A 26,505-nucleotide genomic window follows, 5' to 3' on the forward strand; every position below is an offset into this window, starting at 1 on the left:
AATAAAAGCCCGGATAATACCGGGCTTTTTTATGTTAGAAGCTTAGTCTTATAAATGCGGGAGAAAACGCTTTTTAAAATAATAAAACGGCCCAATTTTTAATGCTTCTTCAAAAGGCATCATGGCAAACGCCCAAAAAATTGATGCATCAAAATACAATATTAGCAAGGCACACAGCGGTAAGGCGATTCCCCACTGCGTAATAAAATGTAAATTTAAGACTAACTTGCTTTTGCCTACAGCCCGCAAAATATTACCTGATACGGTATTGTAAGCACGAATAATCGGCAGCAAAATATACACAGGCGCTATAAGCCCTAAAGCGAATAAGGTTTCTGCTTCTAAATTAGTAAATATGCTTTCGATAGTTAGGCTAAGAATGAATAATAAGCAGGCTACTGCTATAGCTATATTTATCCCCATTTTTGTGCACTCGTGCGCAAACGAACGTATGTCACCCAAATCATTTTTACCAATTGCCTGGCTTACGGTAATAGCAGAAGCTTGCGCCCACGCGCTTGGAAATTGCGTTGCGGCTTTTATCCACGGTGATATTAATGTTATAGCCACAAATGAATATAAGCTTAATTGTGCGAACAATAGCTGGTACACAGTGGCTCCCACTGACAATACAAAAAAGTTAGCGGCTATTGGATAAATTTCATCAAACTGTTTTTTTAAACTAGGTAAGAACGCGCTATTACGCGGGAAACTAAATACCCCATGTTGATTCCTCATTAACGCGCTGTGTAAGAATGCAGCTCTAAACACAAGCGCAGTTACACTGCCCCAAGCTGCCCCTTCAAGGCCTAAGCCTGAAAAATCGCCTATGCCAAATATCAAAAAATAGCTTAATACCGCATTGAGGGGAAGTTCGAAAATAAAGCTTAAAAGGGGGACTCGTGTTTTTCCCTGGCCATTAAAAACTGCGGTACATACCTGAGTGTATGCGCTTATTAAGACCACGTATTTAACTATATCAATATACGATACCGTTAACGATATAAGTGCCTCATTATGCAGTTGTTCACCTACAATAAACGTAATTATTTGTGTGCTGAATAAAGACAAAATTATAAAGAAGGCCAATGCAGCGCTTAAGTTAATAACAATACCTGACCAATACGACACAGCAAGTTGTTCTTTGCTATTTGCACCGTGCACCCGGCCTACCAATAACTGAATGCCATTACCTATGGCTATATCTAAGCCTAAAACAAAAGTAACTACGGTGGTAGCTAAGCCCATAGCAGCCACGGCTAACTCACCTAATGGCGCAACTAGTAAGGTGTCTATCATTAGCATTGATTGCATTAGCAAGGCATTTACAGCCAATGGCCACGCTAAATTAAAGTTCTTAGGTATTTTACTATTCATGTTTTATATAATTATACTCAATCAGTGTTTATAGAACTTTGACAATAGAAATTTGTAGCAGTATGCTGACCTCATAATTTGTACAAAAATTAACCAACAAAATGACAAGGACGACAATATGCATCATGATTCTAGCAATTGGAATATTGAGTGTATTCGTGAACGTTTCACATTGGTAAAAACTGAGATTACTGACCGTAATAGGCGTATAACACGATTTATAGTAGCACTAATTATTACTGCTGTAGCGGTAATTATTGCTTCAATACTCTATTTTCAAGAGAAGGTATCAGGTGTAATTATTTTAGGTGTTATAGTTGTTACCGTATTCACCGGCATCGCCATTATATTCATTACCGTGAATTCATCTGAAAAATGTGTTTCAAAACTCACGATTTGCTTGCTCACACTCGATGACAAAGACATATTCTTTAAAGCTGTTTCCGAGATACCTTGTGGTGGTGACGGAATTATGTATTTTCTCCAGTTTGTAGACAAAGCCACACGAATTATCGAGGTAAGTAACCCTGCTGGATCTGCTGCAGCCCCGGCCGTTCAGCAAGGGAGCAAATAAGATGGACTCAGAAATTGAAGATACTCTAAAACATTATCAAGACAATCAGAGAAAAGCGAAAATGATGCTTCTACTTTGGTTTTTGGCCTTACTTATCATTACTGTTTTGTTCTTTTGGGGCGCAAAAGAGTACACGCAAACGCAAAATGACTTAAATAATACTAAAGACAACTTATTGAAGCTTGAGGCAGAAGTCACCGAAGTTAAAGAGCGCGCTACGGAAGATCAAATTCGCCTGCAAGCAGTTATTAATGAAGTGTATGAGTTGCGTGACTCAATAAAAGCGCTCTCTTCCATAAATAATGATGCTCAAAAAGCGCTGTATGTTGCTCAAAAATATTTGCATAAAACCCCGCTTACATCTGAAGAAAAGAGTATTTTAGACAACGCATATCAGCTTGATCCCGCGCTTGAAAAAACATCCGGTGAGGTAGCTCTGCTTCGCGGTATTTTAAGTGTCAACAATGGCGCATTGCAAGACGCATTAGATTACTTTGATGAAGTAAAAGACACCGAAGCCCTTCAATATTATGCGCATTGGGCGATTGGACATGTGTATTTTAAGCAAAAAATGTTTCAAAAAGCACAAAGTGAATATAATTTAGCTGTGCAAACTACTGAGCAATCTGTGAAAGCAGGCGTATTAGTTGACCGTGGTCTTACATGGGTACGATTACACACTAACGATGTGCCACTGTTAACAAATGCACTAGCTGACTATAATCAGGCAGTAGAACTTGGAAATAGCTATCCTGTTGTATATCGCCGTAGGGGATTAGTAGAACTTCGCATGAATAATGTACAGCGCGCCACAGCAGACTTTGACAGAGCTGTATCAAGGTCTGCGACCGATGAAGAATTAGCCTCAGCTATTGAGAATTTAGGCCTAGTATCTATTCATCAGCAATCTTGGAACAATGCAATTGACCAATCAAAGCTAGTGTTAAAAGTATACCCTGAGAGCAATTGGAACTGGGCTATAAGAACCATTGCTGCCAATAAACTCAGCTATGATGTTATGAAAGAGTGTTCGTTAATTAGATGGATAGAAGAAGGTGGCGATCCAAGTTCATCGCTTCGATATTATTTGCCAAAAGTACATTGGGATTACTTAACTGGTCTTTATGAAGCGCAAAATACGTCGAATGCAATTCAATGTAATCCTTAAATTCCAATCACACTTGTGAAGATTGGCGAATAAGGTTGTGGTACACATGATGCAAACGGTCTAGTTCGTCACGTTGTATACTTGGGTTTTGAAGTAAAGCCTGAATACTCTGATCTAGTTCAAACAAGGTTTGGCGCATATGAGCGTCAGGGACTAAACTTTGCATCCATGTGATAGCTGCAACGCGTTCACCGCTGGTAACTGGTGTCACTTTATGTAGGCTACTTGAAGGATACAATACTGCATCACCGGCATTGAGTTTAACCTTTTGCTCACCAAATTCAGTTTGAATAATTAGCTCGCCACCCTCGTATTCATCAGCTTCGGACAAAAACGTTGTCATCGACATATCTGAACGTAATACTTCGTTATTGTGCGGCATGCGCATAATAGCAGCGTCTACATGAAACCCGTAAGTTTCACCACTTGAATATCGATTAAAACACGGTGGAAATATGCGATGAGGTAATGCTGCCGATATCAATTTTGGTGTACTGCCAAAAATGCCAAGTAATTTATTCGCTAGTGCTTGTACTTGTTTATCGTTAGCATCCGTTTGGCCGTTTTGCTTGACGCCAGAGGCCATCCCCATCGCTGTTTCTTTTCCGTCATTCCAAGGTACTTGATTAAGCGCGCTACGAAACTCTTTTACTTGCGCTTTGTTTAGCAACTGCTCAATCAAGACCATTGAAATATTTCCTATTTAGTACTATTAAAACTCGTAAGTAATAGTGGCACGAGCTGAACGTCCGTCACCTAAGTACATAAATGCACCTGAACGGTAAGCAGCGGTCCAGTATTCTTCGTCAGTCACATTACCTAGGTTCAAGCGAACAGTGGTTGACTCATTCACACTATAATTAGCAAACAAGTTTACTACGTTGTAGCTAGGAACCACAATACTGTAATAGCCGTTGGTGCTGTCATAGCCGGCCGCAGTATCAGGTTGGCCGCCGTACATTTCACCTTTATGGGTGAAGTCACCACCAAATGCGAAATCTTCAGTTAACTGGTAACGTAATTGAGCGTAGAAGCTGTTACCCGCAAAGTTACTTAGTTCTAAGCCAATGTTATCTTCGTCATAAGAATCTAATACTTCAGACTCCATCACTGCAGCACTAATTTGAACACTCAGTTTGTCAGTAATGTTACCGTTCATAGCAAACTCAAAACCATCTACACGGTTTTTACCGGTATTGAGTGAACCAAGTGTTGAATAGGCATCTCCTACACTTTCCATTACGTCTGACTTAGTTAATTGGAACCATGCAGCGGCAATAAATAGTTTTTCATCTAATATTGACCACTTAGTACCAAGCTCAATGTTTTCTACAATTTCAGGGTCTGCCACTGATGCTTGGTCAGGATCACCGCATAAACCGCCGTAACCACAGTTTGCACCAAGGTCAGATTCACCGCCATTGATGTTAGTAGCCGTTGAGTAAGTTGCGTATACATTTGCGTCATCGGTAATGCTGTATACCACACCTAAATGGCCGTTATAAAAGTCATCTTTGTATGCATAATCAAGTTCAGTACCGCGGCTTACAACGTCATTGCTGTAATCAATATTGTCAAAACGTAAACCCGCAAACACCTGCCAATTTTCGTTAATGGTTGCAGTGTCCATTACATAAAACGCGCTTGTTTGTGCTTGGAACAAGGCATCAGAATCACCGCGAGTAATGTCTCGGCCAATTAAATTACTTACGTTGTCATACACGTTACCCGACGGATCAATCAAGCAGTAAGCTGCGCTTGCGCCGCCGCGACCGCTAGTTACACAATTCGTATCACCAGTACTTTCATAACTGTATACACCGTTATCTACTTCTTCGTCAGTAAATTCAAAACCAAATAGTAGTTTGTGTTCAATACCTGCGGCATCAACATCCCAAAGCAAGTTAAATTGTGTAGCGAAATATTCAACTTCCTGCCAGCCTTGGTGAGTACTTAGGTTTACTGTATCTGCACCCGGAGCGAATGGGTCAGAGTCATCTCTAACGGTGCCTCGAGCACCAGTAGACATATAGCCATTGCTGGTTTCACCATAACGGGTTGAATTATAGAAGGTCATGTTGTCGTTTATGTCGTACTCAGTGCGCACGGTAAATGCAAATACGTCAGAATCTAAAAAGTCTTCATCTTGTGCGTAAACAGGAATGTCTTCTACTGGCGAGCGAGTTGCACTGTCAAAATAACTCCCCAAATCAGGGGTGTCTTCTGCTTCCAAATAGTAAAGATCAGTATAAACGCGCAAATCGTCAAGGTTGTCGTATAAGCCTGAAAGTAAAATCCCGTTACGGCTGCGGCTAATACCTTCACGACCTGGCGCATCTTCCTCTGCACTTAATATGTTCACACGCGTAGCAAAGTTAGTGCTAATAGGTGTGTTGTAATCAAGCCCCAATCTATAATAATCATCGGTACCGATACTGGCATCAACACGGCCAAAATCATATGCAGTTGACGCTTTCTTAGAAATACTGTTTACAGCGCCGCCTGAAGAACCACGGCCTGCGAAAGTTGAGCTTGGACCTTTAGTGATTTCAATTTGCTCAGTCGCAAAACTTTCACGCGTTGTCATACCTGGGTCACGCAAACCATCAACAAATACATCTGAACGGGCTTCGTGGCCTCGAATAATGTAGCGATCACCAAACGCATTGCCGTTTTCACCAGTGCCTAGTGTCACGCCTGCTTGGGCGGCTAGGATTTCTTTAAGGTCACTTTTACCAGACTCTTCAATTTGATCTTTAGTGAGTACCGTAATCGTTTGAGGAGTATCAACCAAATCAGCCATGCGGCGAATATCACCAGAGTTTTTTACGTTGTAAATAGAATTACGAACGCCATGGATGCGTATAAGCTCCATTGCCTCTTCTGTACATTGCGTATCAGCTTTGTCACATTGTTCAACGGTTTCATTTGCGAAAGCGTTACCCATACCAATGGCTAGCGTTGTTAATAATGCGCCCGAGCCTAAGGTAGAAAGTGTGTTTTTTTGAGATGACATATTAAATATCGGTCCTTGGATTAATGATTGTGTTATTAGTTCAAGGGCGAGTGTAATAAACTTTAGTACACATGTAAACACAAATGATAACAATTCTCATTTGATCTAAGCATAACTGTGTTTGTCATAAGATATTGCTTTGTCTAATGTAATAAATAGCTACACACTAGAAACCCACAGTAAAACGGTGACTAAGCTGTAAGAGGGCAATAAGAAATGCCATAAAGCGCAACCACCAAGCTTTTACTAGAAAATTTTGACAAGTTTGCTGCTAAGCAGTTTAATTGCACGACTTTATAGTCATATAAAATAGTAAACTTACTACAAGACTATTTTATTGGTGCTTTCAAGCCACTTTCGCTCACTTTAACTAACACTTTGGAAACTCAATGGCATCCCCCAAATTACGTAACGATTTTCGAAAATATCATCGCTGGTTAGGCTTCTTTTTAGCCGGCATCATGGCTGTTTATGCGTCTAGCGGTATCCTTCTAATATTCAGAACCACTGACTTCTTAAAGTATGAGTCGACTACCGAATACACACTCGCACCTGGCTTATCAGCGAAAGATTTAGGTAAAGAATTGGGTTTACGCAAATTTGCGCTAAAAGAAGAAACTGAAGAACAACTTATTTATGCCGAGGGCTCTTATAACAAGCTCTCGGGTGAAGCTACGGTGACTAAAAAAGACTACCCTTTAGTGTTAGCAAAGCTTGTTAGCCTGCATAAAGCAACTACCAATAGCCCACTGTTTATACTGAATATATTCTTTGGCATAAGCTTGCTGTTCTTCGTAGTGTCAGCGTTTGTTATGTTTATGCCCAAGGCCTTAGTATATAAGAACGGCCTAAAAATTGCGGCCGCGGGTTTCCTATTTGCCTTACTTGTAGTGATTTTTGCCTCTTAAAAGGATTTTAGCCTTGCGTGTTGTTTGCGAGTTTGTGATATATTTAGCGGCGTTTTTCTACTACGAGCAAACCACGTGAAGTATGATGTAATAGTTATTGGAGCGGGCGCCGCTGGCCTGCAATGTGCTGCTGTTGCCGGTGCACGCAACAAAAGTGTATTGGTAATTGACCACGCAAAACGCCCCGGTAAAAAAATCCTTATTTCGGGCGGTGGTAGATGTAATTTTACTAATTACTACATTGAACCTGACAAATACATTTGCAAAAACCCTCATTTTTGTAAGTCAGCTTTAAGTCAATATACGCAATGGGATTTCATTGCTTTAGTTGAGAAATACAAGATCGCGTATCACGAAAAGACCTTGGGCCAGCTATTTTGTGACGATTCCGCGAAAGAAATAGTGGCGATGCTCGTGAGCGAATGTACAAATAACAAGGTGCAGTTTCAGTATGAAGCGAATATCACTTCACTAGAAAAAGAAAGCGATGCTCATTTTCGAATTAGCACCAATAAGGGGGAATTCACCAGCGCCAGTGTAGTGGTTGCTTCGGGTGGATTATCAATGCCTAAATTAGGCGCTACACCATTTGCCTATAAACTCGCCGAGCAATTTGGCTTAGAAGTGCTGCCTACCCGTGCAGGGCTTGTTCCTTTTACCCTTAACCCTGAACTGAAAGAGCCCTTAGCGCAAATATCTGGCGTATCAATGTCGGTATCTATTTCTACGCCATCAAATGCCTTTAAAGAAGATATGTTAATTACTCATCGAGGTTTGTCTGGCCCCGCTGTTCTACAAATTTCATCGTACTGGGAGCCCGGTGGCGATGTACTTATCGATATGTTTCCAAATGGCGACTTTCAAGCTGAACTTGATCAAGCCATTGAAAATCAGCCCAATGTGCAATTGAAAACCTTTTTATCGCAACACTTTGCCAAGCGTTTCGTTGAAACGTTTTTACAAATACTTAGCATGGAAAATCTTCTGTTGAAGCAACTTATTCATAAGCAACGTGAGTATTTAGTAAAGAACGTGCACGAATGGGCCGTAAAACCCTCAGGCACAGAGGGCTACAGGACTGCCGAGGTAACGCTAGGGGGTGTTAATACTGATCAACTATCGTCAAAAACTATGGAAGTAAAATCATGCCCGGGTTTATATTTCATTGGTGAGTCGGTAGATGTAACCGGTTGGTTAGGAGGCTATAACTTTCAATGGGCTTGGAGTTCAGGCTACTGCGCTGGCATGAATGCTGGTTAAACTGTAATCATCACCGCGCTAATCCGTCATCACCGCGAAGGCGGTGACCTCCCAAATCTATTGCGTTCTTACTTTGTTAGTTAAGGTATGAGGTTCCCGCCTTCGCGGGAATGACGATGAGTACGCGGGAATGACATTGGCAACATTCCGTGTTGTGCGCAATTCCTAAGGTGCGTTTCAAAAACAGTTTTGTATTTTTGCCACCACCACGCAACAGATTAAACGCATCTCACTGTCCAAGTATCGACAATCTCAGCTGTACAATTTCAAGAACGTTCAAACATTCGAATTATTAAATATTTACATCAAAATGTTTTATTAGCCTTAATATTACTAAATAGCACTACCTATATCAGTAGCACGACAATGTTGATAATTTGAACAGCTAATGTATAGTTTACAAACAACCCAAGATGTTGTTGCAACGTAAAATATGTCTAAGTTCGATTCCTATTGAATATTTGCATCTTCTCGGAACACAGAGTTTTAATTAAAACTTTATACAAGTTACGGAGTTCGCGCGGCGAGAGTCGTGTTACATAAATGCGATTAATAGGGATTAAGGAATATGTCCAAAGGAAACAGGGTAGTTGCAAGTGTTGAGGCGCACTTTCATTCTATATTTCAAAAAATAGCTGAGCTAGATGCTACGGTAATTTTTGATGACAGTTTTTATCAATCAAAGGTTATTGAACCCACATATAAACTATTGTTAGCAACCGTTGCTGGCGTCACTGTGATATTCCCCTCCATCAAAACAATTTATGTACAGATTATGTTTTGGGCGCGTGATAACTTATTTGTTGTAGAAGGTGACAACCTTCAACTTAAACCTAATGCGAAAGAACTCTTAACGGAGACAATCAAGCAGAAGCTTAATCCAAAGTCTATTCGTCGTGGAATACAAAGATGGATGTTAAATAAAGTGCTTAACTTTGTCGTTATTATTTTATCTATAATTATGATGCTAGATATGTTTTATGGAAGTCCGAATAATAACTCCATATGGATTGGTTTCATTTTTATGGCCATTTCTTGGCTTATTTTGTTTTTCCTAAAAAATGAGAAAATGCGCATGCCGCATTCACCCAAAAACAACGTAATCCCAACCTTATATTTTTACGCCTTAATAGTGCTAACTGCATCTTATCCATTCATTTCGTATGGAGTAAATACGGCAGGATATATCACTTACACGCTTATTATTTTAGTGTATACCTTTTTACACAATGACGGTGAAAGAGTCTATATCGAGGCCACTCAGGGCTCTCGTTCTTTTTTACTGGGCCGACTCTCATTTGCTTTAGGAGGAGCAATCATAGGTTTATTCTTAGGTTTCAGTGAATCGCTAAGTACAACTTTAGTTTGGATGTTAGTCTTAGCTTCATTGTGCTTTGGATTTATTGTTAGCAGAGAAACCCGGGCTATGATATCGCGTTATTTACCGCGATTCGCAAACCAACAAGACAAGCAGTTAGACAAAGAAATAAGAGCTGAAAATGAAATTTGGTTTGGTGTAGATACTAGGATGTATAGCAATACCGAAGTAGGTAATGCTAATTACAATGGTTGGCTCGGGAGAATAGGTTACACCTTGGGATTACTAATTTCGTTAATTCCTATTGGTGCTATTACATTACCAGCATACATTTACTTTGCCATTACAAATAAGGTGCAAGACCAGCATTAGAGGTAGCAAACTAGTTCTTAAAAAGGGATTGCAAAAATAATTATGAGCAATAAATGGGAAAGTCAAAAAACTTTATTCGAACAACGCGAAGAGCAACATTCCGCTAACTTGAATAAAGCATCAAACTCTGGCTCATTTATCGGTTTTCTAATACTGCTTGTAATTGGCGTTATATTCATAGTGGGAATTATTGAGTGGGTACACTCTTATTCATTAAATTTTTTCTCAAATATTAAGTTCACTCAATCAAACGCGCTTTATTTCGCTTACGCCGGTGATGTTTTATTTTTTATTGTAGTCATTGTTGGTGTTGGATTACTGGTTTCTTTAAGTTTATGGCTCATCGACTATTTGAAATCAGATGCAGGCCATCAGTTTATTGGTAAGTTAGTTGTAATAAGCGTATTTGCAGCTATTAACTATTTAGCGTTGCAATCGGTGTTCCCAAATCTTAATGATTATTTGAAGTATGCCATTATCACTATAGTAACGTTGCCTCTATTTGTTAGCTTTAAATGGATAGTTGTTGCCTTGCCGTTTCCAGTATTTGTTTTGATAGATATGTGGTTTAAATGGGGCCTATTATCAAATAATTTGCTCTAGCATGACTCATGCTAGAGCAAAGTTGGATTTTGCCTTGGCCTATTCTGATTTTAGGGGAGCCTTATTTTATCCAAATTTAGTCTGTCGTCACCGTGCTAATCCGTCATCACCGCGAAGGCGGTGACCTCCCAAATCTATTGCGCTCTTACTTTGTTAGTTAAGGTATGAGGTTCCCGCCTTCGCGGGAATGTCGATGAGTACGCGGGAATGACGATGAGTACGCAGTTGCGGCAGCGTAAGAGACTACTCAGTGCCTTCTTTATCTTGACTTTCAGACACGTCTTGCTGAGTAGCTTTTTCTCTGTCGGCTTTAGACACATAACGCGGCTTGTTCGATTTCTGCTTATTCTTGTTCGCTTTTCTGGCTTTTTTCAGCAACTTATTTACAACGGCCTTTTTTCGGCTCATAGCTTAGTCCTTATTTAAATAAACCCGCTTCACTTTTACATACCATCGCTTATTTGGCTTTGCGTAAGTCACTAGGTGAATAGCCGAATATGAAGAAACCCGCAAGCAGCATTGCTAAGCCGCATAGCATAACGGCTAATATAAATTGATACATAATTGTAATGTTCGTTACGTAAATAGCTAGCCAGCAAATTACAGCACTTACACTCAAATAAATAAGGCCTCTTAGTAGTATTCTTGTGGCATATTCACGGCGTTTTACATCCATTTGTGGTAAGCCTAGCGACAAATGCAGCGTGAACAAAAACACAACCCGGCTGCACAAGGTGGCCGCGGCTATACCTAGTAAACCAGCATTGAAAACAAGCTGCGAAATAATAGATAAACTAATATTTAGCAAGGCCTCCATCGACACCATATACATATTAAGTTTGAGCTTGCCTCTTGCAGCTAAGGCCATTCCTACAGCGCTTGAGAACGTCATGAAAATACGTGAGGCTGCAATTATTAGAATTAACGATGCTAAGCCTGCGAATGCGTCACCCACCCAGTATAATAAAAACTGCTGGCCGAAAAATATCATCCCCATGTAGACCGCACCGCCAATAATGACCGTAATTCCTGTTTGCAGATAAAATAACTCATTCGCATCAGCAAAGCGTTTTTGCGACACAGCGGTTTGTACCCTTGGGTTCATAGTTAAATTAATCTGTGAAAGTAAGGTCCACGTGTACACGGTTAGCATAACTGACACCGAATAAAATGTGACATTATCGGGCTCAAGAAAGCTAGCAATTATAATTAAATCAGCTTCATTACTTATGCGAGTTGAAAGCATTACAATTAACGAACTGGTGCTAAAAACAAACAGTAATTTCGCTAAATTTTTATGATATACCGGCATAAATGTTGTGTAGATGGGGTATTTCTTGTACACAAGAGCAATGGTCATTACAAACAATAAAGCATTACCTAAAAACACCGAACCCGCTAGCCCAACAATTCCGTAGTCAGCTGATATAGTAAGTAGCATCACAGCACTTCTTACCACTACAGATATTATATTTAAGGTTTGCAGTGCTAAAAAATTCTCAAACGCAGTAAGAATAGATGAGTAGATTGATGTAATTAACGATAAAAGCACACCCGCTAATATCAAAAACATGATATTGGCAATATTTTCAGGTGCTTCGAATTTAGGAAAAAGCGATTCAAAATTAGTAGTAATAGAAAAAACTAGAATTGACAAAAACAAACCAATAAACACATATAACATCAGCCCCATTTGAATAAATCGGCGGCCTCGCATCTCGTCATTCTGTGCTTTTGACTCTATTATAAATCGGCAAATACTAGAACGAATACCCATATCAGCTAGTACTAACAAGCTTATGATAGTTATAATTAAGCTCCACAAACCGTACATTTCTACACCCAAATAATTAACTATTAGAGGTGTAAGAAGAAACAGAATGGCAAAACCAAGTATTTGACCTGACCAGTTGATTAACAAATTAAACTTAAGCGTCATGATGGTAAATACTTATATATTTTCGAGTGATTGCTTCAGGGCTATAATTCGATTTAATTTTATTAATCGCTTTTGTACCGAAATTATCATAAAACTGAGGGCGCTTGATTATATCTTGCATCGCTTTAAGCAAGCCATTTACTGTAGGTTCATTTATGAGTATGCCGTCTATTGTGTTGCTAACTACATCATTGGCCCCCACAAGAACATGTTCATTGTTTGATTTAAACGACAAGGTTATAAGGCCTCTAGACATTGCCTCAGGAATTACATTGCCGAATGGTTCGTAATACGACGGCATGACTAAAATATCAGCTTGGTCTAAAACATCTATTGGATGCTCACAATACCCTAAAAACTTCACGCTACTTTGTAGCATTAATGAATTCGCTAACTGCTTTAACTCGTCTTCCTGCTGCCCAGTACCGGCAATATGTAATGAAATCGCTTGATCTTCATTCATTAATTTTAATTGCGCAAAGGCTTTCAAAAGTAAATCAACGTTCTTAATTTTGTGCAGCCGCCCTAAATACAAAAACCTGAGTGTGTCGCTTTTTTCGCGACTTAATGGGGTATTAATATGAGCGGCAGAAACAGGATTATTCACAACATAAAATTGGTTATTGCGATAAATTGATGACAGCTGTGTTTTCATTTGAGAAGACGTGCAAATAATACCATCTGCTTTTTTCAGCGCCCATTTTTCTATAAAGAAGTATTGGTGTTTCAGAAAGCTAAACATCATCCCCTTTTCATCAGAAACGTTGTCATCATATGAATATTTTAAGCACAATCCCGGCCTATAAAACAACGGTAGTTTTGGCCTGGCTAGCTTGCTAGCCACTGCTAGAATTGGATCAGGACATATTATAAAGTTAGGAGAGTGCGTTTGTTTACGCAGAGCGCTATACGCACGAATAAGTTTGAGTAAGGGGCCTATAAACCACCAACGAGCAATACTGTGGATCCCCAAACCAACCAAAGACTTTTGCGGATTTAACGGCTCATTCGAAACAGCTCTGCTGCTTGAAACCATTGTGATGGAGTGCCCATCTTCAATAAAAGCATCTGATACGGCTTCAAACTGGCGTTCAACACCACCCTGAAATTCATGAATAGAATTTATATGCAATAACTCTACATGTAAGGATTTACCCGGTGCTGCCATTTAGTTCATCGCCATTCACATAATTAAAAAAAACGCTATTGTATGCTAATTAGTACGCTTGGGTTAGCTTAAATTGGCAACAAACAAGCTATCACCTTTAGTTGGTCTCTTTTTCAATAGCATAAATACCATCATCAATAGACTCAATTCGTTCTTCAAACACGGCTCTTGCGTCATGTAAGCCGCGGTTATAGTAGTACGCGCCTAGCTCTTTTGAAACGAAGTCTAAAAGAAACTCAGCATCAAACTGCCCTAGTTCTTGCTCTAACTCTTTATCAAAATATGATTGTAGTTTTGCAATCATTGACTCTTTTTCTTGTGGCGTAAATTTAATATCCGACATACTAAAAAGATTTCCTTATTTATGTTGTTAACCATAGCGCCAAGCTATTAACCGCGAATAACCGCGAACTCAGGTTTTCATTTTACGTTTACTGATAATAAAAACGCAATTTTATGCCTTCCCTTTATTTTAGATGCGGCTCTTGTAAATTATTCACAGTCCCCGTACAGGCTACTCATATGACCTTATACAAACAGGCCTATAAAAATATAAACCACTGAAAAACAATAACTTTAACGCATGGAACATTACGTGCATATAAGCTGTATCAACGGCAAAAATTGAGTGTTAACTCATTTTAAGTTTAAAACTTGCCAGTGTGTTTACTTATAAAAAGGACCATAAAGTATGTCAAAAGAACTATATAAAAATTTATTTGAAGCTATTAGCCAAGAAGGTGACGTTATGTTGCGTCTGCAAAATAGTGCAGAGCACAGTGAACCCATGTACGCCCATGTAGACGCTGATCGCGACCTTTCTTTGTGGTTTTTTATGGACAAAAGCAATCGAGTGGCGGGCGGCGGTTTAGCAAGCGTGCAATTTGTAAGTAAAGATCACAAGTTGTTTGGCAGTATTTTAGGCCGCTTAGTAGAAGAGAAAGATTCATCACTGATTGAGCAGTTTTGGTCAAATCCAACAGCTGCATGGTTTGAAGGTGGCATAGATGATCCAGCTGTGCACCTAATGCGCCTCGATTTACAAAGTGCTGAAATTTGGACGAAGTCACCCAGCTTAACAGGTGCCTTTAAATTAATGTCAGGTTCGAAGGTTGAGCCAGAAGACGTGGGCGATCATGCTTTAGTCGATATAAAATAGCACTAAGCAAGAGGTGATTAAGATAAAGTTTCCTTAGTACAGCCTAGGCTGTGCTAAGCTTATAAGGTGTTTTTCTTGTAAGTAAAGGAGCTGTAATTGCCTCACGCACAACCCCATAAACAACACCGTGTTGGTTGGCTTCGAGCAGCCGTATTAGGAGCCAATGACGGTATTATTTCCATTTCTAGCCTCATTATTGGTGTGGCTGCTGCAGGCTCTAGTAATACGGCTATTGCTGTTTCAGGAATCGCTGGCGTTATTGCTGGCGCTATTTCTATGGCTGCGGGGGAATATGTGTCGGTTTGCACTCAGGCTGATACGGAAAAAAGTGATTTACTCATTGAAGCGCAATCTTTAGAAGATAATTACGAAGAAGAAATAGCGGAACTGGCTGAAATTTATGAAAATCGCGGCGTAGAAAAGGCGCTGGCCATACAAGTTGCTAAGCAAATGATGGAACACGACGCCTTAGCAACCCACGCGCGTGACGACATAGGCATATCTGAGGAATCGTCAGCGCAACCTTTACAAGCAGCGATGTCATCAGCAGCGTGTTTCGTTTCAGGCGCTTTTGTCCCTTTACTATTCAGCTTAATTACCCCATTAAATATGCTTATACCTACAGTGTCGGCTTCAAGTTTGTTAATGCTTGCAATTCTTGGGGCGGTGTCTGCTTATTTGAGTGGGGCGAAATTGTACATAGGCGTATTACGAATCACGTTTTGGGGAGCCATTGCCATGCTAGTGACCGCGCTAACTGGTGCCATGTTTGATGTTTGGATTTGAGAATATTGATTAGGTTAGGCGCGTTGTGCCTAACCTAATTGGCTTACACTTAAAGAGATTTAAGCATCGTTTCCGCGTCTGACACTTCAAACTGGCCTGGGTCTTCTAGGTTTAACGATTTAACTACGCCGTCTTCAACTAGCATGCTGTAGCGCTGTGAACGTATTCCACCGAATGTGTCAGTATCCATATCAAGCCCAATAAGCTGTGCAAATTGGCCATTGCCATCAGCAAGCATCATTACTTCTTCAGCATTTGAGGCTTTGCCCCATGCGTTCATCACAAATGCGTCATTTACTGATACACAAATGATGCTATCAATGCCTTTTTCCTTGAATTTATCAGCAAGAGTGACATAACCGGGTAAGTGAGCTTGAGAACAAGTTGGTGTGAATGCGCCCGGTACGGCAAACAAAACCACTTTTTTTCCTGCAAATAAATCATTTGAATGCGGATTTTTCATTTCGCCGTCTTCAATTACGCTAAAGGTTGTTTCTGGTAGTGTTGCGCCAACTTCAATCATAAAAAATTCCTTGTTTGGTTTACGTAAATCACTTAATTAAGATATTAAATATACATCATATCTGTGTTTTTTCGAGCTAATTGCCATATTCGGTTTACGCTTATGCGTGTTGTCTAATTCTGGCGCGCTTGCAGGGCGTTTTACCACAATGCGTTTAGGTGAAAAATCTATCGCAGCGCTTAACAAAGCGGCGCTGTCTTGGTCAGGCCCTAACATTAATTGAAACGCCTGCATTTCTTTTTTAACCAAGGCTGATTTTTTCTTGTGAGGAAACATTGGGTCAAGGTACACCACATCAATTTGTAAGCTTTCAGCGTTATGGCTTTGCATGTACTCTATAGCGTTAGCTTCTACTAATTGTAAGCTCGTGGCAAGCGGCATTTCTTGGTTTTGCGCTCGCGCTAAACCATCAGCAAGAAGCGCGCTAATAATGGGGCTTCGTTCTAACATTGTCACGTTCGCACCCACACTAGCCATTATAAAACTGTCGGTCCCCATCCCTGCCGTGCAATCAAGCACGCGCAAATTGTGTTTACCCTTAATCCCTATTGCTTTAGCAACTAACTCATTTTTACCGCCACCGTGCTGTTTTCTATACTGCAAAGCGGCCGACGCAAAATCTACGCATATATCTGACCAACTAGGCTCACTGGCTACGCGCAAACTCAAGCCTTTAGCGGTAAACACCAGCAACCACTGCGCATCTACAAAGCGTGACTTTTTGTTGTTTGCAGGAATAGTATGTACGTCAACACCCAATTTATTTGCCAGCACTTGCGCCTGTTCATTGGCATATATGCTGCCGCTATCTTCTATTAAAATCGCTATATTTTGCTCGCCATTTATTTTATGCATTAGAGTATTCATCCTTATATGCCAGCCACCGGCGAATAAGAGATTTTGAATTACTTTGATGATCGCGCCACATTAGCTCAGCGAGTTCGCTGACTTGCGGAACAAGTGCGGCGTCACGCACTAAGTCCGCTATTTTAAGATCAGCTACACCAGTTTGTTTGGTCCCCATAACTTCACCTGGGCCTCTAATTTCAAGATCTTTTTCAGCAATATAAAACCCATCATTCGATTCACGCAATACCGCTAAACGCTTGCTTGCAGTTTTCGATAAAGGGCTTTGGTACATCAGTACACAATGGCTTTCTATTGAGCCACGCCCTACCCGCCCTCTTAATTGGTGAAGCTGAGCTAAACCCAAGCGCTCGGGGTTTTCAATAATCATTAAACTAGCATTAGGTACGTCTACACCTACCTCAATGACCGTAGTGGCTACCAATAAATCCATTTCACCCTGCTTAAAACTATTCATTACGGCTTGTTTTTCATCGGCCTTTAGGCGCCCATGCACTAAGCCTACCTTTAAGTCAGGCAGCGCAGTTGCCAGTGCTATAGCAGTATCTTCTGCAGCTTGGCATTCAAGCACTTCTGATTCTTCAATAAGCGTGCACACCCAATAAATTTGACGCCTGTCATTAATGGCTGAACTTCTAACGCGTTCTATAATATCGCCGCGGCGCCCGTCGGGTAGTACTACCGTTTTAACGGGTGTTCTACCTGGCGGAAGCTCATCTATTATAGAGGTGTCTAAATCAGCGTAGGCCGTCATAGCTAGGGTGCGCGGAATGGGCGTGGCGGTCATAATGAGTTGGTGGGGATATTTACCCGCTAGTTCCCCTTTTTTACGTAATGACAAGCGCTGATGAACACCAAAGCGATGTTGTTCATCGACTATGACTAACGCGAGGTTTTTGTAATTTACAGCGTCTTGAAAAATTGCATGGGTACCTACTAAAAATTGTATGTCACCGCTTTGTAATTCTGCGAGGGTTTGCGCTCGGGCTTTTCCTTTTAACTTTCCAGCTAACCATCCCACTTTAATATTTAAAGGGCTTAGCCAATCAGTAAAGTTTTTGGCGTGTTGTTCAGCCAATAACTCTGTGGGCGCCATTAACGCAACTTGCATACCTGCGCTTACTACCGACAAACTTGCCAAAGCAGCCACCAAGGTTTTACCCGAGCCTACATCGCCTTGCACTAAGCGCATCATAGGCTGAGGTTGCGCAATGTCTTGTTCTATTTCAGCCACAACACGTGACTGCGCACCCGTGGGTGAAAAAGGTAATAACTCTAAAAACCGATGCTTAAGCACGGCATCTATTTTTATAGCCATGCCTGGGTCTTGCTTAGACTCGCCGCGCACTTTTAGCATACTCAAATGGTGGGCTAACAGCTCCTCTAATATTAATCGGGTTTGCGCAGCATGTTGACCTTCAAGCAGCATATCAATATTCGCACTAGGGGGCGGGCGATGCACTATATGCAAAGCATCTTTTAATGACAATTGCCCGGAATATAGGCCTGCAGGAAGTAAATCAGGTAACGCGCCCTTATCAAGCTGCTGTAAGGCTTGCTCACTTAATTTGCGCAGAGTGAGTTGATTCACGCCTTCAGTTGTGGGGTATACCGGGGTAAGGCTTTCTTCCATGGGAACTTGTTCAGCACTTGATACAATTTTGTATTCTGGATGCATCATTTCCCAGTCTGCATTGCCGTTTCCTGCACGTACTTCACCAAAGGCACGCACTAACGCGCCTACTTTAAACCCGTTTAATTGAGCGGCTGAAAAGTGAAAAAAGCGCAAATTAATAATGTCATCACCATCGCTCAATTTCACAATAAGCATGCGCTTACGCCCGTATTTAATATCAGCATTTAGCACTTCGGCCACTACTGTGCCATGTAAACCCTGATATAAATCAGCTAATGGATAAACGCGCGTGCGATCTTCATACCGCAGAGGCAAATGAAATATTACGTCCTGAAGATTTTTTAAACCCAGTTTTGTGAGTTTTTCAGCAACTTTAGCACCCACACCTTTTAATGTGGTGACTGAGGTGTCAGCCAGTGACAACATGAAAGCGTTCTTTGTTTTTAATTGAATACACAAAGAGTATCAAACTTTTGTGCTTTCGCCACCTGTTCCTTAGATTGAATTACAAGTAAGCGAATTTTCAACAACTTAATGCAATACAGATGAATACACAGGAAATTCTTGGCTTTGCTTTCTAGCTTCAGTGTACACCTCATTTAGCGAACTACACACTTCATCTTTTGCCTGCAATAAACTGTTGGCACAGTGGCGGTAAAATACCATTTTGCTCGCATAATGTTGCTCAGCGGCAAGGGCACCTTGTAGTTTATTATATAAACGCAATAGTATTTCATTTGCTTTTAAAGGGATATTTAACTGAGAATAAGCTTGCGCAAGCATTATTGCCGAACTCGTTAATTCATTCGTTAATTGCGGTGACTCAACTCGTAAATCAAACAAGGCCTCAAGGGTTTCAAATACAGTACCTAAGTAGGGCAGCGCTTCATCATAAGACTGTTTAGCCAGCAGAGCTTGCGCATGCCTAGACATATTTTTAACTCGCTCAAACGCCGCACAAGGGTGTTGCTCTATCCAAGCATAGTGCTTTGCACATATAAATTGATGATAAGCCATTTTACGTTTCCTTATCGAAGATTACTGCTAGCTTGGCCACTTGATGCACTTACATCTCGATGTTTAACCGCGCATTTGTTTGTTAAGAAGTACTCTTTAAGCAATTTTATGTTTTCAAGCTCTTGCCAATAAGTACAAGTAGGTAGAATTTCAAATAACACCGGAAGCAATTTGCGGATCCATTTATGACACGATTCTCGCCACTCTAATGACAAGCAGTCATCACACATTGTTTCTGTTAAGGTATTAACAACCCGCATATGCGCGCTTTTGGTTTGGCTAGCAGTTGCACATTTTTTAGCGCGTTCAATGCCTAAAAAAACATACAGCTCAAGGGTATTAACATTAGGTAAATGCTGCTCGGTCTTAACAGCGAGTTCTGTAGACGAAAAAGAAAATGGGTGCATAACGCTTCCTCAGTTTTGCCCATCGAACGGCTGATGCGACACATTGCAAATGATAACGATTCGCATTTAGATTAAATGACTGAGAAATGAATAGCAAGGTTTAAATTAAAAAATGATAAGCCCTAGAGATTTAGGGCTTATTGAACGCGGTTTGAGTATCTTGTAACGAAAAATTAAATATACTAGGGTTTAACTTTTATAGTCGTTATATTTTAGCTGCTTTTTATCAAGCTCTTCGTCCCATAGCTGCATAAAATCTGAGGTGATTTTATGCTCTAACTCAATGGCTAATTCAGTCGGGCAAAACAACTTTATGTTCGCTTTAAAATCACCTATATCAGTAGTGCTGAACCTAATTTCAGGCTCGGGGCCGAATATACTGGCATCTAGCTTTCTTTCAATAATGGCATTGTACCGCACGGCCACGTCGTAAAACTCTTCACAGTACTGTAAACAGCGTTTGTAAAGCTCATCATAAATAGGGAAGCCATTAATACTTTCTCTGCGCACTATTTCAAAATCGTGAGTTACGTAACGCTTAACAAAGTTTAAGTTCTTTATTGGGTTAACCACTAGGCGGCCATTTGGTATGTAGGTCACGCGGCGGCTCATACGATAAGTTTTCAAATCAATATCAAGCAGCGTTGTTTTAACCCAATCAATTTCAGATACTTCTCCGTGCATGCCATCTACTTGTATCCAATCACCCACTTTAAAAGGACGGGTGGTCACTAAGTAGAAGAAACCAATAATTGATTGTATAAATTCACGCATAGCTAATACGATTGCTACCGCAAAAGCCGCCACTGAAAGCGCAAAATTTTGAATTTCGGTTGACCAAACCACCAACAGCATCATTACCATTAGTAAGTTAATAAAGTGACGCAAGCTATGTGTAAGATGTTTGTTGTCAGTGGCTTTTTTAACGCGTCTACGCCGCCCTATTTTTCCAATCAATAGCTTTAACAAATAAGCACATACAATAATTACGACTGAAAGTAATACGGGATGATTAAGAAGTTCTGCCTGCATATAAATAGAGCCAACTCACAAAAATGAAGAGGAAAGGAGTTCGTGTAATTTAACATACAAGCGAAGACATTTGCCAATTAGCCTGCATGATTATTACGGCTAATTTACTGTTAAATTTAAGTTTGTTGCACAATCACTATTACTGGCGGGTAATTCAGTGTAATCCATAAAGCCATAACTTTGATTGACCGATGCGTTATCTGAATGCCAGGTTGAGGTATCATCGTTTAAAGTAAAGCCAAAGCGCCCATATAACTCATTGGCATTGCGCGGTAAGCTTGGCACGGTTTGGTTAGCCGGAATATCTTCGCCATAGCTTTCACCGAGCACTTTCATTTGAATAGTGAAGCCTTCAGATACTAACGATATTCTGTTTTGCGAAGCAGTCCCAATGAGTGACCATGTCCCATCGAATAACTGCGCACTAATATTGTCACCTGGGTCGCGCTCATTTTTATATGCTATGCACATGTGTATTTCGCCAGCCTTAGCATTTTCGCTCCCAGCAAAGTAAATAAGCACTTGGCCCTGCTCCACCTCATCTAAAATGCCCGATAAACTTAAACGCTTACCGCTGTAAAAGCTGCTGGCATCTGCAGTGTTAACCGAAGCTAAATTAATTATAGGAATCGCTACATCTTCAGAGCCTAACGCTTCTTCGCCGCCATCTTGGCTGGCTATATTTCGTAAGTCGTGAGCTAGGGTGTTTAAATCAAAATTGGCCGTAAGTGAGTTACTTTGCTCAAATGCCGCTACAGTTGCCGCATTTTCGTTACTCAATAACTCCGAGATTCGGTTATCAGGGCTTTGTAAATAAGTTGCCAGCGTAGTTTGCCCTGTTGCCTCTTGATTGCTCATAAAGACGATTGGCGGGCTTAATGTAGGCAGTGTTAGTGATTGATTTAAGGTGAGCATTTGATTTAAAAGATTTTCACTGGTATCAATTTGTGCAAAATGTTGCTCACCAATGCTAACAAGTTTGGTCAATAAGATGGTGAGATTGGTATTTTGCTCAACACGAGTAAGTAAACTTGTAACGTTAGCATTACTTAAGTTGTTTTCAACGAAGAGTGCGTCTAAATTACCTAATGAATTCTCTATTAAATCTGCGCTTAATTGGGTTTCATTAATGAGTAAGTTTTTGTATGCAGAGGTTTTATTGTTTGATGCGGTATTAGCTGGCACACCGTTAACTAAGCTAGTTGCCAAGGCTTGATAAACTGAATCAGCAGTACTAATGGGTAAGCCGCTTTCGCCAAAATTGTAGCTTTCAGTAGCGCTGTCTAAGTTTACACTTACCGTATCGACTAAGCGCGACATCATAAGCGAAGCTGCGAATAAATCATCGGCAAGAGGATCATCTAAACTAATGCCCGCAATGTATTCCTTTGCCAAAATGTCATCATCACTGGTATCACTGGGTATGCTATACCCCATGTTAATAAGTATTGACGTAATAGCCGTTTCGCTTTGCGTGCTGTTGTTAGTCGCATTGCGCTGTAAATAGTAAGACAAACTACTAAGTGGTGATAATTTAAGTAGCAATGGGTCTAAACTTTCTTGCCAAGTACTTGTGTTACCTAGGGGCTTTGCGCCTAGCGCCAGCATATCATTAAATTGCGTTTTAGCGGTTTGCACGTCAATTTTTGCAGTAAGCACCGATTTAAACGATTCTCCTGACAACAACTCCAAGCCTTTGGCCGCTTTAATAATAATTTCGCCACTTTGAGTAGCCGTTTGCAGGCAAAAACGCTGTAAACTCTCTTCGCTTGTTGCACAGTAATTCACCCCTGTATTAGGGTTATAACTCACAAAACCTTGAGCGTCGGTATAGGCGTAGCTTTCAAAGCCGTCAATAGTGTTGTTGTTGCGAGCGTCTATCCAAACTAAGGCATTTGCCACATAGCCATTAAGCGTTAAGGCGCTTATAGTAATACGCGAATCTACCAGTGCGTTGTCTGTATCTTGTGCTTGGTCTTGGTCATCTACGGCGCCACCGCAAGCCACAAGCATTGAAAAGAACAGTGCAAAAACCAACAATCGCGCGTAAGGAATGGGATGTTTCATAATATGTCCATTTAGAATTTGGTTTGAATGGCAAAGCTAAAATACGCAGAGCGGGGGCCGGAGCTGTCATCAATACGAACGGTTTCATCGCTCCATCGAATATCAAGGTCAGCATGCTTAAAGAAGGTCACGCCAAAGCTGTAGTAGCTCAATTCAGTTCCCGACAAATTCTGGCTGTAACCTAAACGCAGCTCTGGAATAAACCATGAATTTAACTGTGCGCTTGTACTAACACTTGCCCATTGGTACACATCACCCAAAGCATCATTTTTATCATTAAGGTCTACCGAAGCATGTAAGCCAAATTTTCCGCCTTTGCCAAAAAGAGGAACGCCAACCCAAGTAGAAGCTTCAATAGTAGCAAGTGCGTTTGCTATGTGAACCTCATCGGCTTTAATGCGCCCTTGCGCCACAGCTTCTTGTGCCACAAAACAGTTATCTAATGACAAACCTGTCAAAGCAGTGCAGTTGTCATTTATAAAACCAAATTCGTACTCGGGTTCGTTAATATCTTGCAATGAAAGCCCTACGGAGTAGTGCTCACTTACCCAAAGCAATCCAGCATCAAGGCTAACATTTGTTGCGCTGTTTTGGTTCGCCTCGTAATCATCTTCAATGGCGTCGCCTATGTCTTCGCCATCTTCTAAACCCGCAAGAGAAACAACATTTTTGCCAAGCTTATACTGACTTACATTTAGCTTAAGCCCAGCATATAGCATGGCATCTTCGCGCTTGTAAATGGGGCGGCTATATCCTAAAGCTAAGTTAGCCTTTACTGCGCTTTTAACGTAAAGCGCTGCCGAAGTGTTAATTTTAAATGAGTCATTTAGTGCGACTATATCTATTTCATCATCTAAAACAGTTGATCTAATAAGACCGGAAATATTAACTTCAGCAGTAAAAGTACCTAAGCTATTACTGTGATAAAACATAGGAAAGAACGGTATAGAGGTGCTGCCACCTACTTTTAATAGGCCATTTACAGCCGCATCGGCTAAGAAGGGGTCAAAGCGGTCTTTGGCATCAAGAGCCGCTTGCGCATTTAAATCATCGTCTTCGAGTATATCAAGAAGTTCATCTAACTCATCTACTAGCGAATCTATTTTACCTACTTCATACCCGGCGCCCAAAGGGCCAATAAAATTATAGCGAAGACCTGACTCACCGGCCATTAAGTAACTTGCTGCGGCAGGGTTATGAAAACTTGAACTAGCATCTGTAGCTGAGCTGACTTTACCTTTGCTTAAGCCGCCACCTGTTATTTGGAAAGGGTCACGCGCTACACAGGCAAATGACAATAAGCACACGCTGATTGCACACAGTTTACATAAACGTAACGGGGGAAGTTTAGGTGTCACAGGAAATACCTAGTTAGACAATTTCTAACTCAAGATGTTAGCTTTAAATAGCCTTGTAAGCGTATAAGCCCTTGCTATTAGGTATGTATTAAAATAACTAAAATCCGCTAAAGTACGTATCAACCAACGTTAGTTTAAGCTATAGGTCTCCAGCATATCCTATGCTTTTTGCAACATGGAAACGATTCTTACCCTGGGTTTTTGCCTTATATAATGCTTCGTCTGTCACTTTAAATAACATTAGACTGTCTATATCTGCGCGCGGATAAGCGGTAGTTACCCCAACACTGGCCGTTAGTAGACCTTTATGCAGGGAATGTGAATGGTCTATATTTAAATTTATCACGCCTGCCACTGCTTGCTCAGCTTTTTGCAGAGCACCTTCTTCGTTGCAGTCTGGCAGAAGCAAAACAAGCTCTTCTCCACCAAAGCGTGCGCATAAATCACCCGCTCTAACGGCTAAACTTGAGAACATTTTCGCTACCCTTGCTAACACTTTATCCCCAGCATCATGACCATAAAAATCGTTATAACCTTTAAAGTCATCAATATCTAAAAGAAGTAGGCTAAGGGCATGTTTGTTTCGCGCGCTCCTTGACCACTCATCAAGTAAAGCCTGATTGTAAGACCGCCTGTTTGCTAAACTAGTTAAGTCATCAGTAAAAGCGAGCTTTTCCAAGCGACGTTTCTCTTCAAGTAAACGTAACTGGTTTTGCACTCTAAATTCCAATTCTTCAGGAAAAAACGGTTTGGTGACGTAGTCTGCGGCACCTGCTTCAAACGCTTTGGTTTTGTCTTCTAAATTTTTACATGCTGTTAAGAAAATAATAGGGATATGCTTAGTTTGGTAATCAGTTTTTAATTTTTTGCAAAATTCATAACCATTTTCAACTGGCATTACTATATCAAGCACAATTAAATCAGGAAGGGGCTGGTGCTTTAACAAATTAAGCGCATCTTTTGCTGACGCCGCAAATGAAGATATTATATTCTCGTTCAAAGATGCACGAAAAACCATAAGCTCCATTTCATTGTCATCAACAATTAATACTCTGTGTTTAACAGAATTATTTAGTGGGGAATGGGTCTTCGCATTTTCTGGGGCGCTATAAAAAAACGTCATTGATGCCTTTCACTAGAGAGCAATGTTCCCACTCTAATCTAGAAAGCGCGATTGTTCAATAAAAGTACGGTCATAACGCCGTACTCTTATAATAATTTCGTAGATTAAGAGCTCACACTTACTGATTTACGAGTTTCGCAGCACTTAATACCAACTCAGCTGATGGGCGCACTTTATAATCAGGGTTAACATAGTTAAATACCACCTGACCTTTTGTATTAGTAATAAATATCGCCGGAGCTGGCAACACTGCGCGGTCTGTAGCATCGGGCGTAAGCTCTACATTCATGCGGTCTTTGTATAAAGCACGCGTGTCATCTTCAACGTAAAAACCTATGCCGAAACCTGAAATGGCTTGTAGCTTTTCATCTGATAATAATTGCGCAACATAGTCAGTATCTATTTTTTGTGACTGCAATTTTTCAGGCGATTCAGGCGAAATAGCCAGAATTTGATAACCTTCTTTCACTAGCTCACTTTCAATAGTTTGAAGCTCAGCTAATTGTTGTGAACAATACGGGCACCAGCCCCCGCGATAAAACACAATTACGCTAGGCTTTTGCATCAATAACGCTTGCAAACTTACCGGTGAACCATCTGCTGTTCTCAAGGTAGCGTTAGGTGCTTGTGTGCCGTTTAAAATGGGCGTAACGTCAGCGGCGTTGTCTCGAATAACCGAACGGTCAACTGCCTGTACAGTCAAAGAAACAAGTGCAACAAAGGTCATTAAAATCAATTTTTTCATTTAAAAGTCCGTATAAAAGTTAAGAAGTGAATTAAACTGCCAACCGCAGCTTTAGTACTTTTGACTGCGCTTATTCTATCGA

At 40.7% G+C, this 26,505-nt stretch carries 25 protein-coding genes; 8 read left to right on the top strand and 17 right to left on the bottom strand.

Annotated features, from left to right (window positions below):
• Positions 1-48: 48 nt before the first annotated feature.
• Positions 49-1,377 (bottom strand): MATE family efflux transporter, encoded by a 1,329-nt coding sequence (locus ACOI22_RS14275; protein ID WP_420672790.1) that lies wholly within the window; start codon positions 1,375-1,377, stop codon positions 49-51.
• A 118-nt stretch (positions 1,378-1,495) separates the two neighbouring features.
• Here ACOI22_RS14275 and ACOI22_RS14280 point away from each other — a divergent pair, with 118 nt between their 5' ends.
• Positions 1,496-1,951 (top strand): hypothetical protein, encoded by a 456-nt coding sequence (locus ACOI22_RS14280; RefSeq protein ID WP_420672791.1) that lies wholly within the window; start codon positions 1,496-1,498, stop codon positions 1,949-1,951.
• A 1-nt stretch (position 1,952) separates the two neighbouring features.
• The gene (locus ACOI22_RS14285) at positions 1,953-3,119 is read left to right on the top strand and encodes a tetratricopeptide repeat protein (protein WP_420672792.1); all 1,167 of its coding nucleotides are present in this window, start codon (positions 1,953-1,955) and stop codon (positions 3,117-3,119) included.
• A gap of 7 nt (positions 3,120-3,126) precedes the next feature.
• Here ACOI22_RS14285 and ACOI22_RS14290 read toward each other — a convergent pair whose 3' ends face one another.
• Both ACOI22_RS14290 and ACOI22_RS14295 read right to left on the bottom strand, forming a co-directional pair.
• Complete coding sequence (locus ACOI22_RS14290) at positions 3,127-3,807, bottom strand: Fe2+-dependent dioxygenase (RefSeq protein WP_420672793.1); 681 nt, start codon at positions 3,805-3,807, stop codon at positions 3,127-3,129.
• A 24-nt stretch (positions 3,808-3,831) separates the two neighbouring features.
• Positions 3,832-6,135, bottom strand: a complete 2,304-nt coding sequence (locus ACOI22_RS14295; RefSeq protein ID WP_420672794.1) for a TonB-dependent receptor — start codon at positions 6,133-6,135, stop codon at positions 3,832-3,834.
• Between the two features lie 389 nt (positions 6,136-6,524).
• Here ACOI22_RS14295 and ACOI22_RS14300 point away from each other — a divergent pair, with 389 nt between their 5' ends.
• From ACOI22_RS14300 to ACOI22_RS14315, 4 genes are all read left to right on the top strand, one after another.
• The gene (locus tag ACOI22_RS14300) at positions 6,525-7,043 is read left to right on the top strand and encodes a hypothetical protein (protein ID WP_420672795.1); all 519 of its coding nucleotides are present in this window, start codon (positions 6,525-6,527) and stop codon (positions 7,041-7,043) included.
• Between the two features lie 75 nt (positions 7,044-7,118).
• Complete coding sequence (locus ACOI22_RS14305) at positions 7,119-8,303, top strand: NAD(P)/FAD-dependent oxidoreductase (protein WP_420672796.1); 1,185 nt, start codon at positions 7,119-7,121, stop codon at positions 8,301-8,303.
• Positions 8,304-8,871: 568 nt separating this feature from the next.
• On the top strand, positions 8,872-9,993 hold the full coding sequence (locus tag ACOI22_RS14310) for a hypothetical protein (RefSeq protein ID WP_420672797.1): 1,122 nt from the start codon (positions 8,872-8,874) through the stop codon (positions 9,991-9,993).
• A 42-nt stretch (positions 9,994-10,035) separates the two neighbouring features.
• Positions 10,036-10,596 carry a hypothetical protein gene (locus ACOI22_RS14315; protein ID WP_420672798.1) on the top strand — a complete coding sequence of 187 codons (561 nt, stop codon included), beginning with the start codon at positions 10,036-10,038 and terminating at the stop codon, positions 10,594-10,596.
• Positions 10,597-10,839: 243 nt separating this feature from the next.
• Here the strand turns inward: ACOI22_RS14315 and ACOI22_RS14320 are convergent, their stop codons facing one another.
• From ACOI22_RS14320 to ACOI22_RS14335, 4 genes are all read right to left on the bottom strand, one after another.
• Positions 10,840-11,004, bottom strand: a complete 165-nt coding sequence (locus ACOI22_RS14320; protein ID WP_420672799.1) for a DUF2986 domain-containing protein — start codon at positions 11,002-11,004, stop codon at positions 10,840-10,842.
• Between the two features lie 49 nt (positions 11,005-11,053).
• Positions 11,054-12,535, bottom strand: a complete 1,482-nt coding sequence (locus tag ACOI22_RS14325) for an oligosaccharide flippase family protein (protein WP_420672800.1) — start codon at positions 12,533-12,535, stop codon at positions 11,054-11,056.
• Positions 12,525-13,703, bottom strand: a complete 1,179-nt coding sequence (locus ACOI22_RS14330; RefSeq protein WP_420672801.1) for a glycosyltransferase family 4 protein — start codon at positions 13,701-13,703, stop codon at positions 12,525-12,527. Before ACOI22_RS14330 ends, ACOI22_RS14325 begins: the two co-directional genes overlap by 11 nt.
• A 97-nt stretch (positions 13,704-13,800) precedes the next feature.
• Positions 13,801-14,046, bottom strand: coding sequence for a DUF2164 domain-containing protein (locus tag ACOI22_RS14335; protein ID WP_420672802.1), 246 nt, complete (start codon positions 14,044-14,046; stop codon positions 13,801-13,803).
• A 348-nt stretch (positions 14,047-14,394) separates the two neighbouring features.
• Here ACOI22_RS14335 and ACOI22_RS14340 point away from each other — a divergent pair, with 348 nt between their 5' ends.
• Together ACOI22_RS14340 and ACOI22_RS14345 are read left to right on the top strand one after the other, a co-directional pair.
• On the top strand, positions 14,395-14,862 hold the full coding sequence (locus ACOI22_RS14340; protein WP_420672803.1) for a pyridoxamine 5'-phosphate oxidase family protein: 468 nt from the start codon (positions 14,395-14,397) through the stop codon (positions 14,860-14,862).
• 96 nt (positions 14,863-14,958) lie between these two features.
• Positions 14,959-15,648, top strand: a complete 690-nt coding sequence (locus ACOI22_RS14345; protein WP_420672804.1) for a VIT1/CCC1 transporter family protein — start codon at positions 14,959-14,961, stop codon at positions 15,646-15,648.
• Positions 15,649-15,697: 49 nt separating this feature from the next.
• On the opposite strand, the gene ACOI22_RS14350 is transcribed toward ACOI22_RS14345, so the two are convergent.
• The 10 genes from ACOI22_RS14350 to ACOI22_RS14395 all read right to left on the bottom strand — a co-directional run bounded on the left by ACOI22_RS14350 (position 15,698) and on the right by ACOI22_RS14395 (position 26,423).
• Entirely contained in the window at positions 15,698-16,171 is a 474-nt protein-coding gene (locus tag ACOI22_RS14350) for a peroxiredoxin (RefSeq protein ID WP_420672805.1), read from the bottom strand.
• A 36-nt stretch (positions 16,172-16,207) separates the two neighbouring features.
• Entirely contained in the window at positions 16,208-17,026 is an 819-nt protein-coding gene (locus ACOI22_RS14355) for a class I SAM-dependent methyltransferase (protein ID WP_420672806.1), read from the bottom strand.
• On the bottom strand, positions 17,019-19,100 hold the full coding sequence (gene recG, locus ACOI22_RS14360; protein WP_420672807.1) for an ATP-dependent DNA helicase RecG: 2,082 nt from the start codon (positions 19,098-19,100) through the stop codon (positions 17,019-17,021). Before recG ends, ACOI22_RS14355 begins: the two co-directional genes overlap by 8 nt.
• A gap of 105 nt (positions 19,101-19,205) precedes the next feature.
• Positions 19,206-19,691: a hypothetical protein gene (locus tag ACOI22_RS14365; protein ID WP_420672808.1), complete on the bottom strand. Its 486-nt coding sequence runs from the start codon at positions 19,689-19,691 to the stop codon at positions 19,206-19,208.
• A gap of 11 nt (positions 19,692-19,702) precedes the next feature.
• Positions 19,703-20,098, bottom strand: coding sequence for a hypothetical protein (locus tag ACOI22_RS14370; protein ID WP_420672809.1), 396 nt, complete (start codon positions 20,096-20,098; stop codon positions 19,703-19,705).
• A 189-nt stretch (positions 20,099-20,287) separates the two neighbouring features.
• Entirely contained in the window at positions 20,288-21,130 is an 843-nt protein-coding gene (locus ACOI22_RS14375; protein ID WP_420672810.1) for a mechanosensitive ion channel family protein, read from the bottom strand.
• A 99-nt stretch (positions 21,131-21,229) separates the two neighbouring features.
• Positions 21,230-23,197 (bottom strand): hypothetical protein, encoded by a 1,968-nt coding sequence (locus ACOI22_RS14380; RefSeq protein ID WP_420672811.1) that lies wholly within the window; start codon positions 23,195-23,197, stop codon positions 21,230-21,232.
• Between the two features lie 11 nt (positions 23,198-23,208).
• Positions 23,209-24,555, bottom strand: a complete 1,347-nt coding sequence (traF, locus tag ACOI22_RS14385) for a conjugal transfer protein TraF (RefSeq protein ID WP_420672812.1) — start codon at positions 24,553-24,555, stop codon at positions 23,209-23,211.
• A 139-nt stretch (positions 24,556-24,694) separates the two neighbouring features.
• On the bottom strand, positions 24,695-25,678 hold the full coding sequence (locus tag ACOI22_RS14390; RefSeq protein ID WP_420672813.1) for a response regulator: 984 nt from the start codon (positions 25,676-25,678) through the stop codon (positions 24,695-24,697).
• A gap of 118 nt (positions 25,679-25,796) precedes the next feature.
• Positions 25,797-26,423 (bottom strand): peroxiredoxin-like family protein, encoded by a 627-nt coding sequence (locus ACOI22_RS14395; protein WP_420672814.1) that lies wholly within the window; start codon positions 26,421-26,423, stop codon positions 25,797-25,799.
• Positions 26,424-26,505: the final 82 nt, after the last annotated feature.

It is taken from the genome of Glaciecola sp. 2405UD65-10 (assembly GCF_048820975.1).
Taxonomy (GTDB): domain Bacteria; phylum Pseudomonadota; class Gammaproteobacteria; order Enterobacterales; family Alteromonadaceae; genus Glaciecola.